12 protein-coding genes are annotated in these 12,234 nt (G+C 46.3%); 10 read left to right on the top strand and 2 right to left on the bottom strand.

Translation table 11 applies throughout. The features are described 5' to 3' along the window. Nucleotides 1-50: 50 nt before the first annotated feature. Nucleotides 51-422, bottom strand: coding sequence for a hypothetical protein (locus ABL924_RS02670; protein ID WP_349025518.1), 372 nt, complete (start codon nucleotides 420-422; stop codon nucleotides 51-53). A 122-nt stretch (nucleotides 423-544) separates the two neighbouring features. On the opposite strand from ABL924_RS02670, the gene ABL924_RS02665 reads away from it, so the two are divergent. From ABL924_RS02665 to ABL924_RS02650, 4 genes are all read left to right on the top strand, one after another. Further along, nucleotides 545-1,516: a TIM44-like domain-containing protein gene (locus ABL924_RS02665; protein WP_349025517.1), complete on the top strand. Its 972-nt coding sequence runs from the start codon at nucleotides 545-547 to the stop codon at nucleotides 1,514-1,516. A 90-nt stretch (nucleotides 1,517-1,606) separates the two neighbouring features. After that, nucleotides 1,607-3,082 (top strand): radical SAM protein, encoded by a 1,476-nt coding sequence (locus tag ABL924_RS02660; RefSeq protein ID WP_349025516.1) that lies wholly within the window; start codon nucleotides 1,607-1,609, stop codon nucleotides 3,080-3,082. Continuing rightward, nucleotides 3,079-3,849 (top strand): DUF547 domain-containing protein, encoded by a 771-nt coding sequence (locus tag ABL924_RS02655; protein ID WP_349025515.1) that lies wholly within the window; start codon nucleotides 3,079-3,081, stop codon nucleotides 3,847-3,849. The genes ABL924_RS02660 and ABL924_RS02655 overlap by 4 nt, the downstream gene beginning before the upstream one ends. Then, nucleotides 3,846-4,334, top strand: coding sequence for a MauE/DoxX family redox-associated membrane protein (locus tag ABL924_RS02650; protein WP_349025514.1), 489 nt, complete (start codon nucleotides 3,846-3,848; stop codon nucleotides 4,332-4,334). The genes ABL924_RS02655 and ABL924_RS02650 overlap by 4 nt, the downstream gene beginning before the upstream one ends. 59 nt (nucleotides 4,335-4,393) lie before the next feature. Here the strand turns inward: ABL924_RS02650 and ABL924_RS02645 are convergent, their stop codons facing one another. Next, nucleotides 4,394-4,528 carry a hypothetical protein gene (locus ABL924_RS02645; RefSeq protein ID WP_349025513.1) on the bottom strand — a complete coding sequence of 45 codons (135 nt, stop codon included), beginning with the start codon at nucleotides 4,526-4,528 and terminating at the stop codon, nucleotides 4,394-4,396. A gap of 428 nt (nucleotides 4,529-4,956) precedes the next feature. On the opposite strand from ABL924_RS02645, the gene ABL924_RS02640 reads away from it, so the two are divergent. From ABL924_RS02640 to ABL924_RS02615, 6 genes are read left to right on the top strand one after another with little or no spacing between them, the layout of a single operon-like run. After that, a complete protein-coding gene (locus ABL924_RS02640; RefSeq protein ID WP_349025512.1) occupies nucleotides 4,957-5,946 on the top strand; it encodes a MoxR family ATPase in 990 nt (329 codons plus the stop codon). Further along, nucleotides 5,946-6,881 (top strand): DUF58 domain-containing protein, encoded by a 936-nt coding sequence (locus ABL924_RS02635; protein ID WP_349025511.1) that lies wholly within the window; start codon nucleotides 5,946-5,948, stop codon nucleotides 6,879-6,881. Before ABL924_RS02640 ends, ABL924_RS02635 begins: the two co-directional genes overlap by 1 nt. Nucleotide 6,882: 1 nt before the next feature. After that, nucleotides 6,883-7,359: a DUF4381 domain-containing protein gene (locus tag ABL924_RS02630; RefSeq protein WP_349025510.1), complete on the top strand. Its 477-nt coding sequence runs from the start codon at nucleotides 6,883-6,885 to the stop codon at nucleotides 7,357-7,359. Beyond that, nucleotides 7,356-8,336 carry a VWA domain-containing protein gene (locus ABL924_RS02625; protein ID WP_349025509.1) on the top strand — a complete coding sequence of 327 codons (981 nt, stop codon included), beginning with the start codon at nucleotides 7,356-7,358 and terminating at the stop codon, nucleotides 8,334-8,336. Before ABL924_RS02630 ends, ABL924_RS02625 begins: the two co-directional genes overlap by 4 nt. Then, nucleotides 8,333-10,144, top strand: a complete 1,812-nt coding sequence (locus ABL924_RS02620) for a VWA domain-containing protein (protein WP_349025508.1) — start codon at nucleotides 8,333-8,335, stop codon at nucleotides 10,142-10,144. The genes ABL924_RS02625 and ABL924_RS02620 overlap by 4 nt, the downstream gene beginning before the upstream one ends. Before the next feature lie 36 nt (nucleotides 10,145-10,180). Further along, nucleotides 10,181-12,151, top strand: a complete 1,971-nt coding sequence (locus ABL924_RS02615; RefSeq protein WP_349025507.1) for a BatD family protein — start codon at nucleotides 10,181-10,183, stop codon at nucleotides 12,149-12,151. Nucleotides 12,152-12,234: the final 83 nt, after the last annotated feature.

Raw genomic sequence — 12,234 nt, 5'->3', positions numbered from 1 at the left:
TTTATAATCTAAAAAGCAAACGCGTCCTAATCAGGACAAAAAACCGTAGATTATTGAGCAGGAGGTGCGCGAGGAGAGAATAAAGGGGGTAGTCTTCGAAAACTAAACGACTGATGTTGCGGAGAGAAATTATTGTCAGTTTCAGGTAAGGCAGAGACCTGTAATTGATTGGAGGGTAACAGTGCAAAACCGCTATCTATGCTGGCTACAGAAATATCCTGGGTACTTTTAATGCCAGTATCAACCATAACCAGCAAGCCTTCAGCATCCCACTCAACATTGACATTGTGCAAAACAGGGGCATCTTGATGGGCAAGGTAAGACTCAAGTCCGGGCATATGCAAACCCTGATTGAAGTTTTTACCGCCCGTATGTGCATGGACTAATGGTGCAAAAAATTGCAACATTGCCAATACAAGCATAAGAGTTTTGCGAAGATGGAGTAACATAGACCAATGTTATTCTATAAAGGCATAATTAACAACTTGAAACTTTTACCATTCTCCCCCATCTTAGTGATGCACGATTTAACTTTGAGGAATTTATGAAAATCCAAACTGGCATACTTTTTAGCGCGTTGCTTTCCCTGTTTTTAGTTTTTGCAGGCTTAAATGATGCAGAAGCCCGACGCTTCGGCGGCGGCAGCTCGTTTGGCGGCAGGTCTTCCTATAGCGCACCTTACCAACGTTCGGCAGCACCCACACGTTCAGCCACACAACAACAAGCGGGCAAACAATCACCAGCGGCGGCGCGTCCAGGCTGGGCCAATCGTGGGTTGATGGGCATGTTGGGAGGTTTGGCTATCGGTGGCATATTAGGCTCCATGTTTATGGGCGGCGGCTTTCATGGCCTTAACTTTATGGATATGCTGGTTTTTGGCGGCATTGCGTTTTTCCTCTACAGAATGTTTGCGGCGCGTAAGGCTTCTGCACAGCGACCTGTTTTTGGGCAACCTAGCGGTCGAACCAGCAATGACAGTTATCAAGACACCACCTCCAACTACCAACAACATCCAGACCAATCGACACAAAGCAGCTCGACAGGCTTTAATACCGACATTCTGTTTGATAAAAACAAAAAATCGGCTGATTTGTCAGACCAAAGCACACAACAAGATGCCGGTTTTAACACTTACGTAATGCCCGAAGGTTTTGATGAACAAGGTTTCTTGGCTGGCGCAAAAATCGCCTACAAAAACTTGCAAAAAGCTTGGGATGAACGCGATTTGGCTGAAATCAGGGGTTTAACCACCGATAAAGTCTTCGCCGAGATACAAGACCAAATCAACGCATCAACCGAAGACAACCACACCGACATCCTAAAGCTGGAAGCTGAAATCTTGGAAGTGCGTGAAATCGGCAACGAAATCGAAGTCGTCGTCCTGTTCGACACCGTCATGCGCGAAGACCATGATGCCCAAGCCGGACAAGTGCGGGAAGTATGGCATTTTGTTAAACCAAGCAACCCCAAGCAAACCAAGTGGTTGCTGGATGGGATACAGCAGTTGGCGGAATAGCTCCCTTTACACCTACATTTTGAACACATGCGGGGCGCAGCAATTTGCCCGTCCCGCTTGAAATCAAGTGACAAAGGTTAGCGATATTAAATGATTTATTCTGCTGACGGCCTTGAGATCAATTATTTAAGCCCGGCTGAAATCCTGGACTGGCCTCCTTACTCTGACATACCAGAACCAAGCCAACGCTACGAGCCATTTGTCCAACGCCTTGATGATGTCGGCTTATGGACACCGTCGCAAATAGCAGGACGCCGCTGGTCTGTCGGTTGCGTATCCCTGGAGATTACTCAGCGCTGCAATTTAGATTGTACGCTGTGTTATCTTTCCGAACATTCGGAAGCCGTACGCGATATTCCACTAGAGGAAGTTTTCCGACGCATCGACATGATCGAAGCACATTACGGCAAAAATACCGATGTGCAAGTTTCGGGTGGTGATCCTACTTTACGCAAGCGCGAAGAATTGGTTCAAATCGTAAAACGTATTGCTGAAAAAGGCTTGCGGGCATCGTTGTTTACCAATGGCATTCTCGCCACCCGCGAGTTGTTGTCCGACCTATGCGCTGTGGGACTCGTTGATGTGGCTTTTCACGTCGATATGACCCAACAGCGTAAAGGCTTTAACAGCGAAGAAGAGCTCAATAAAATTCGTGAGAAATACATTGACCGTGTCCGAGGCTTGCCGTTAGCCGCGTTCTTCAACACCACTGTCTATGACGAGAACTTTCATGAAGTCCCAACGTTAGTGCGTTTTTTCCGCAAACACACAGACGTGATTAGTTTGGTTTCGTTTCAGCTCCAGGCTGATACTGGGCGAGGCGTGTTACGTGACCGTCATCAGGGCATTACGCCCGATACGATGATCGAACATATCCAGTCTGGAGCGGACAGGGCATTGCGTTTCGACACGTTGACAGTTGGACATCCCAGTTGTAACCGCTATGCCATGGCATTTTCTATTAATGGCAATTTGTATGATTTTTTCGATGATCCTGGTTTCACTGTACCGTTGCTAAATGCAACCGCGAAAGTTAATTTTTCGCGTACAGATCGACGTTCAGCCTTCGTGGTTGCTAGCCTTGCTTTTATAAAAACGCCGCTTTTGTGGAAAAAAGGGCTGCAGTGGCTGGTGCGTAATCTCTGGTCAGCGAAAGCGGATTTGTGGGCGGCACGCGGTAAAATTGAGAAATTGACTTTTTTCATCCACAACTTTATGGATGCTTGCCACTTGGAACATGACCGCATCAAAGCTTGCATCTTTATGGTGGCTTCTCAAGATGGGCCAATCTCCATGTGCCTGCACAATGCCAAGCGCGATGAATACATCTTGAAACCAATTGCCGTGAGCGGGGCTGAGGGGGAACACTTATGGCAACCATTGACGGGGAAAACGATACCAACAACTGGGCTTGAAACGCATCAAGTCAACCCCAAAATATATCCCATCAAATTCCTTAGGGGACGCACCCGTGCAAATGCCATGAGAGATAGCAGCTATGCTAGCGTTTCTACCGACTCCGACCTGAACAACGATATAATTTTGGCTCCTGACGAACTGCAATGAGAAAATTAAACGCGACTGCACTGTTAATAGCATTCGTATTGTTGCACGGCTGCACGACCTTAGTTCCGATTCCCGAACCTCAGTCAATACAACGTAGTGACAACCCATTAGACGCATACGCACGGGTGTTACACACTTATGTCAACGAAAGCGGAGAAGTAGACTTCCCCGCCCTACAAAAACAACCTGGCGATTTGTATTACTACATTGCTTATGTCGCACAATTTCCAGCAAGTTCAATAAGTAATCCGAATGTACGTTTAGCGCATTACATCAATAGCTATAACGCCTTGTCGATGTATAACGTACTTGCATCCAATATCCCAAAAACACACGAAGGCTGGGCTAAAGTTCGTTTTTTTTATTTGCGAGACTTCCTTATTGGCGGCAAGGAGATGTCGTTATATTCATACGAAAACGATGTTATCCGTAAACTAAAGGATCCGCGTGTGCATTTCGCCTTAAATTGCAGTGCATCCGGCTGCCCAATTTTGCCGAAAATACCATTCTCCGCTGCTAATTTATATCAGGCGTTAGATCGTGAAACGCGAAAGTTTTTTTCAGAAAACCGCAATCTGCGTATCGACCACTCCTTAAAAACCGTGTATTTGAGTGAATTGCTGGATTTTTATACCGACGACTTTATAAGCAAAGAAACCCCATCGCTTATCGCCTATGTAAATCTTTACTCACGGGAGAAAATACCTAAAGATTACGTAATCGATTTCATACCTTACGATTGGAATGTTGCTAATTCAGCGCGATGATTACACGCTACACCTTACTAGCATTTCGCTATTTTCTGGGCCTACTTTTTGTTGTAACTGCAATAGGTAAACTGTTGGATAATCGTGGTTTTGCACAGGTAATAAATAGCTATCAATTGGGTATACCTGATTTCGCGCTTCTAGGGTTTGCCCTCACATTTTCTTTATTGGAGCTAATTATTGGCCTCAACATTCTGTGTGGTCGGGAACTCAGCAAGAGCATACTTGCGACATTAGGTTTCCATCTGGGCTACGCCACCCTTGCTTTTACAACGCTCTTGCGTGGCATTGCACTTCCCAATTGTGGCTGCTTTGGCGTTTTTCTAGCGCGGTCACTCACATGGTCAACCGTCATCGAAGACCTAGTGCTTGCAACGATCAGCTTGGTCTGCTGGTTATTGCTGCGGCGAATTACTATTCTCGCAGTTGTAGAAAACATCGCCCATAGTTCTCAATACGATGAAAGGAAAAGCAATCAAGAGTAATGTTTCCTATGAATTCTGCAATCCGATCTTGGCTACCATTGATAGGTATAAGCATACTTTTAGCCTTCATAGTCATTGTGGCAATTTGTGGCTGGTTGTTTAGCTGCGGTTGCGACTGGCCATGGCGAGGCTTCTTCGAGCATTGCAATGCCTTTGTTCCCGACGCGAAGGAAAAATGCCCGTGGTGTGTACATAGTCGACCCTGAAAAACCACCCATCTTATTGAAACCTATAATTATTTACCAAAATAACCCACAACCAATCAACCGGAAATGATAAAATAACCCCCTGTTTCCCAGTCGAAAGGATCAAAATATGTTAACGCCCACAAGCACAGGCCACCAGACCAACTTTTTTGGCATCGACCTGTTGCTGCAACTCGATCCCCGCTGTAACAACGATTTACTAACGCGGTTGTGGAAACCCGATTAAAATAGCCGTTATTATAGCGACTCACACCACTGAAAGCACCTACTTGAACTTCATGCCAAGCAACCTTATCTATTCAATTTTGAACCTTTTTCTATAAATATTGTTTAGGACGTTGACACCTTACTTTCGTGCTTTAACCCTAAACGCGATAGTTACCAGTTCGATAATTTAGATTATACAAACAAATATCATGTCAGAACAACACCAAACCAGCACCACGCAATCCGCCCTAATTCGCCTAAAAACCCACATCAACCAAGAAATTATCGGCCAGGAAATTCTGGTTGAGCGCATGTTGATTGGCCTGTTGGCCGATGGCCACCTTCTCGTTGAAGGTGCGCCAGGATTGGCCAAAACCCGTGCCATTAACGTACTCAGCAAAGGTATCCAAGGCGATTTTCATCGGGTGCAGTTTACTCCAGATCTGTTGCCAGCCGATTTGACCGGGACTGAAATCTACCGTCCCCAGCAAGGCACGTTTGAATTCCAGAAAGGGCCATTGTTCCATAACCTGATCCTGGGCGACGAAATCAACCGTTCTCCGGCAAAAGTCCAGGCGGCTTTGTTGGAGGCTATGGCAGAACGGCAAATTACGGTGGGGCAGGCCACTTACCCGCTGCCGCAGCTATTCATGGTGATGGCAACACAGAATCCGATTGAGCAGGAAGGCACTTATCCCTTACCGGAAGCCCAGCTAGACCGGTTTTTGCTGCATGTTAAGGTGGATTATCCAAAAGCGGAACATGAAAAAAGCATTCTGCATTTAGCGCGTTCAGAAGCGCGATCCGAAGCTGCAAAACTTAAGCAGCCCTTTGAAGCCATCACCCAAAACACCTTATTTGCTGCCCGCGAGGAAGTGTTGGATATGTACATGACCGATAGCCTGGAAGATTATTTGCTGCAAATAGTCTTGGCAACCCGAAACCCGTCCGTGTACGGAAAAGATCTTGCAAGCTGGTTGCAATACGGTGCCAGCCCACGAGCTAGCATTGCCTTAGACCGCTGTGCCAAAGCCAAAGCTTGGCTGTCCCAAAAAGATTTCGTCAGCCCCGAAGACATTCAGGAGCTGGCTTTTGATGTGTTACGCCACCGCCTGATTTTATCTTATGAAGCGGAAGCCGAAGGCATCACGACCGATCAGGTTATCAAGGAACTCATTGCCAGAATTGCGGTACCGTAATGTTTTCTGCGAAAAAAATCGACGTTGACAACAGGCCTGAAGATACTAACGGGTTGGTTTCGGTATCGTTAAAGACTTTGATTGATCTGGCAAAACCTGCATCTGGCTTAAACCTGCACCGTTTGACAATCCGTGCTCAACAAAGCGGCGGCTATCTGTCTGCTTTTAAAGGCAGAGGGATGGAGTTTGACGAGACTCGTCTCTATCAACAGGGCGACGATATACGCAGTATTGACTGGCGGGTAACTGCACGGACAGGTAAAACCCATACCAAATTATTCAGGGAAGAACGCGAAAAGCCCGTATTTATTTCCGTAGATAACCGTCCGGCTATGCAGTTTGCTACCCGTGGCGTATTCAAGTCCGTGCAAGCCAAAAAACTTGCGGCTTTACTGGCCTGGGTTGCCAACCAACAGGGCGACAGGATAGGCGGACAGGTGTTTTCACAATCATCCTGTAAAGAACTCAAACCCCAAAACGGTAAACATTCGGTACTGCATTTCTTGAATGCCCTCGTCATTCCTGATATAGCAGAAGGTAATGATTTTACTTTTACTCAAGCACTATTCAGGTTATCACAACATGCCAGGCCAGGGAGCTTGGTATATATCATCAGTGACTTTCGCGGCATAAACGAACAAACGGAAAACTATTTACTGAAGTTATCGGAACATTGCGACGTGGTATTGATCTTCGTCTACGACCCGCTAGAAAAAGGACTGCCCACGCAAGGCCGTTACCGATTTACTCATGATGATAAGGATGTACTGATTGATACCAGCGATAAGCAAAGGTTAACTAACTACCAGCTTCGTTTTGAAGAAAGGCTACGAAAAATAAAGCGCATTTCTTCAAGGCGTGGCGTGGCGTTGATACAGTGCAGCACCCAGGCCGATCCTGTGCAATGCCTGAGACATCCATTGGGATCTCGATAAAATGGAATCCGGTAAACTTCCACTCCGCGACATTCACTTGCCTGAAGCAATTGGTTGGTGGCCACCTGCAATTGGTTGGTGGATATTGGCGATCCTGATTCCCTTATTGATTGGATTGATGTATTGGCTGTATCGATACGTCACCGGAAAGACAGCCATTAAGGCCGCAAAAAAGCTTCTTCTGGAAATAAAACAAGACACACGGGGCGAAAACAGCCAAAAACTGAAAGATTTATCTGCGCTTATTCGGCGTACGGCAATTAGCACAAACGTGAGAAATGAATGCGCTGGGTTGACGGGGCAACAGTGGCTCGAGTTTCTTGACCGTTCTGTCTCAGGAACACCATTCACACAGGGTATTGGCCAACTTTTAGCTAATGCACCTTACCAAAAAAGCCCGCCAACGGAACAGGAAATCACCCAACTTACCAGCCTGTGTGAAGACTGGCTAAACGCCCAAACCAAACGTAAACGATGATCCACTTTGAATGGCCTTGGCTTCTCCTTGTATTGCCGCTACCGCTGTTAGTGCGTTGGTTATTCCCTGCCCGAATGACCGTCGAGCAAGCGGCTTTAAAAGTCCCGTTCCTGGATGATTTTTCCGATGCGGAAACCAAATCGGTCACACAAAACCAAAAGTGGCCGTTATGGGTAGCGTCAATTGCCTGGGTTTTGTTAGTCATAGCCTGCACTCGCCCACAATGGCTGGGCGAACCCATCGAACAGGCCGTTAGCGGACGCGACCTGATGCTCGCAGTGGATCTGTCTGGTAGTATGGAAGTGCAAGACTTTTTCATCAACAAACGGGCGGTAGACCGTTTGACTGCCATCAAATATGTCGCCAACGATTTTATTAACCGTCGAGTGGGTGACCGGCTGGGCTTGATCCTATTTGGCACTCAAGCTTACCTACAAACGCCACTGACTTTTGACCGGAAAACGGTCATGACCTTATTGGATGAATCAGCCATTGGACTTGCTGGCGATAACACCGCCATCGGCGATGCGATTGGTTTGGCGATCAAACGCCTTAAAAATCAGCCTGCCGACAGCCGGGTTTTGATCTTACTCACCGATGGCGCGAATACCGCAGGTGAGGTGTCACCCTTAAAAGCGGCGGAATTGGCGGCGGCAAATAAACTCAAAATCTATACGATAGGGGTGGGCGCGGATGAAATGATCGTCCGTAGTTTTTTCGGTTCCCGTAAGGTCAATCCTTCTACCGATTTGGATGAAAATACCTTGGTTAAAATTGCCGAAAGCACTGGCGGGCGCTATTTTCGCGCCCGAAATGCCGAGGAATTGAATAATATCTACATGCTACTGGATCAGCTTGAACCCATTGAAAAAGACAAACAATTTTTCCGTCCACGTACCGATCTTTTTTACTGGCCTTTAGGGCTGGCATTAGCCCTGTCAGGTTTGATAGGTTTTTATAAAACAAAATGGTCATGAACTTATCCGATTTCCATTTCATTAGACCTTATTTGCTGCTGGCACTGCTACCTTATGCAGTTTTATTGGTCATGCTGGTCAGAAGTAAACTGAGCCACGGCAACTGGGCAGCCGTCTGCGATGAGGCATTGCTGCCTTATCTGTTGCAGGATAAGGCCGTCGCGCAAAGCCGCTGGCCTCTGGTAACAGGCGCTGTTGCCGCTTTGTTCGCAATTATCGCCTTGGCAGGGCCGGCTTGGGAACGCTTGCCTACGCCCGTATTCAGGAACGATTCGGCTTTGGTTATCGTGCTGGATTTGTCGCGTTCGATGGATGCCGCCGACATCAAACCCAGCCGTTTGGTGATGGCACGTTACAAAATCGCCGATATTTTAAAGCAACGTAAGGATGGACAAACGGCGTTGATCGTATACGCTGGCGATGCGTTCACTGTCACGCCGCTAACCAATGATACCGAAACTATAGACAACCAGTTATCCGCGTTGACGACAGGCATTATGCCCAGCGATGGCAATAACACTACACGGGCATTAGAAAAAGCCGTGGAACTATTTAAACAAGCGGGTTTGCAGAAAGGGCAAATACTTCTGCTGACCGATGGTGGGAACACTAACGATGCCTTATCAAAAGCAAGGTCGCTGGACGCTTATCAACTGCTGGTGCTAGGAGTAGGTACTTCCGGCGGTGCACCTATTGCCCTGGACACGGGCGGTTTTTTAAAAGATGACCAGGGCGGTATTATCGTTGATAAGCTTGATGTTAGCGGCTTAGGGAAACTGGCTCAGGCAGGTAATGGTGCTTATCAATCCTTGACGGCAGATGATGCAGATATTCAAGCCCTGCTTTCGACGGTAGCATCACAATCACATGTGAAAGGCGAGAAAAATGAAAACCTGCTGTTGGATCAATGGCGTGACTTAGGGCCTTGGCTGTTGCTGTTAGTCCTACCGTTAGCGGCATTGAGTTTCAGGAAAGGTTTGCTTGGTGTTGTCTTTTTGTTGCTATTGCCATTCCCAAAAAACAGCTACGCCCTTGACTGGCAAGAGCTATGGAAAACCAAAGACCAGCAAGCTCAAGAAGCTTACAACAACGGGCAATTTGATAAAGCGGCGGAGTTATTTGAAAATCCTGATTGGCAAGCAGCCGCTCAATACAAGTCAGACCAAACAATAAAAGGTGAAATGAAAGATGCCAAAACCGCCGTTGGCGATTACAACCAAGGTAACGTCTATGCCGTTCGTCAGGAATATGACAAAGCTATAGGAGCTTACGCTAAAGCCCTTAACAAATCACCGGATAAGCAACTTAAAGATGATATTGAATATAACAAGAAATTAGTCGAAGAAGCACTTCAAAAACAACAACAGGAAAAAAAACAAAACCAACAAAAAAAAGACAATAAACAAGACTCCCAAGACAAAAAAAATCAGGAGAAAAATAAGGAAGGCGACAAGTCAGGCCAGCCAGAACAAGATAAAAACAAAGAAAAACAAGACGAGCAAAAGGAAGCCGATAAAAAGCCTGAGCAAAAATCCGAGCAATCACAAGAAAGTGCGGAACAACAGCCTGAAAAAAAAGAAGCTGAAAAACAGGAGCAAAAAAATCAGCCAGAGGCAGCAAAACCTGAACAAACCGATCCTAAAAAAGATGATAAAAAACCGGATGCGGCATCAACAAAACCTTTAGACGCAATGACTAATGAAGAAAAACAAGCCAATGAACAGTGGCTCAAACGAATTCCAGATGATCCAGCGGGGTTATTGAGACGTAAATTCAAGTATCAATATGATCAGCGCGGACGACAATAAGCAAGTATTGGAAACGGCAAAGACAAAGACAACCCTATGAATCCAATAAAATTAATCATTAACCTTCTTCGTTTAAACATATTTCCAATGGTCTTAGGTAGCCCCATAAGTATTAATGCCGTCATTCCGGCAGGGATTGCCGGAATCCAGATGCCAAGGATGGCAATGCCAAATAATAACTCCAATTTTTTAAGAATCTGGAGCAACTTTTTTTCACATCCATGTGTCCTGGATCTCGGCAATCCCTGCCGAGATGACGAACTCTATAGGCATCAAAAACCATTGATAGCAACTATGCTTAGTTACTTCCTGTTGATACTGGTTTTGATTTTCGGCATAGCTCCTCACCAAACATTCGCCGCCGACATATCCACTTCCGTTGACCGCAATCCCGTCAGCATTGACGAATCATTCAAGATATTTTTTACAGCCAACGACACGCCTGATAGCGACCCTGATTTTGCGCCGCTCCAACAAGATTTCGCCATCGTTAACCAAGGCCAAAGCACCAGTTCATCCTGGGTCAACGGTAACTACACCAAGTCAATCCGCTGGACGGTTGAAGTCACGGCGAACAAGCCCGGCAATTTGGTTATTCCAGCCATACAGTTCGGCAGTGATGCCAGCAACCCACTTCCTATCGTAGTCACTCAAGGCACAGCAACGGGAGATGCAGTTAACACTAACGAAGAAATATTTCTGGAAGTAAAAGCTACGCCAGAGCAGCCTTATGTTCAATCTCAAGTCATTTACACAGTACGCTTGTACAGGCGAGTGGATGTCGCTCAAGCCGAATTGAGTGAGCCGGAACTTGCGGATGCCGTGATTGAAAAGCTAAGCGAGGACAGTAATTACAATACAGTGGTAAACGGTGTTTCCTATCTGGTCACTGAAAGGAAATACGCCATTTTCCCTCAGAAAAGTGGCGTAATGAACATTAAACCACTGTCTTTGACAGCCGCCATCATTGTTGATCGCCAGCCCGATTTCAGGGATTTTTTCGGTTCCCGGATGACTAAGACCAAACGGGTTTTATCAAAAGAAGTCACCTTGAATGTCAAACCAGCACCGTCCAGCTCTATCGGCAAAAACTGGCTTGCCGCTGAAAAACTCGAACTAACACAAGAATGGTCTGGTGACAGTCAGCAAATGAAAGTCGGCGAACCGTTAACCAGAACCTTGACCCTACAAGGTGTTGGCACGACAGTTGGGCAACTGCCTGAATTGAGCGCCATTAAAACGGATGCGAACTTTAAGGCTTATCCTGACCAGCCAATCCTGAATGAACAGAAGTTAGCGGCTGGCATTACGGCATCCAGACAAGAAAAAATAGCCCTTATACCATCGATAGCGGGCAAACACGTTTTACCAGCAATTGAAGTCCCCTGGTTTAACACCAAGACGCAAACCATGGAAATTGCCCGTATACCGGAGACTACCATCAATGTTGTTGGGATAAGTGAAAACCAACCTGATGCGAATGCCTTACCAAAGCCATTAATTCCACCTGTCCAGCCCAGCACAAAGCCTGAGACAACCAACCCGATTCTAGTCAACACAAATGCTGGGCAGCAAAACATCTGGTTATGGGCATCTTTATTTTTGGCCTTGGGCTGGTTGGCTACCCTAATCTATTTCTTGAAAAGACACCCCAAGAAACTCAGTGCAGATGCTGATGACCCCCAACGCCATCGGTACGAAGCCAGCTTAAAAGAGAGCATAAAAAATCTCAAGGAAGCCTGTGCCGATAACGATGCATTGGCCGCTAAAAACGCCCTGCTTGCATGGGGCAAACAAAAGTTTAGTGCCAACAATCTGGGGGCGATTGCAGATTGCTGTGATGCAAGGCTAAGAGATGAAATTACGCAACTAAACCAAATACTCTATGGCAAAGACAAGAATCAGTGGGTGGGTAAAAAACTGATGCAAGCGTTTACCGAAAACAAGGCAAGGGAAAAAAAAGCCAGTAACGATGATCCCATCCTGGAACCGTTAAACCGCTTATGAAAGTAAGTTTTTAAGCCCTTCGACAAGCTCAGGGCTCAGCTAGACGGGCATGTTGCCCCGTCTGTAGGTTTCACTTTGATTAA

The sequence above is a fragment of the Methyloglobulus sp. genome (assembly GCF_040079455.1).
Lineage (GTDB): Bacteria > Pseudomonadota > Gammaproteobacteria > Methylococcales > Methylomonadaceae > Methyloglobulus.
This window is presented reverse-complemented; position numbering and strand designations above follow the sequence as displayed.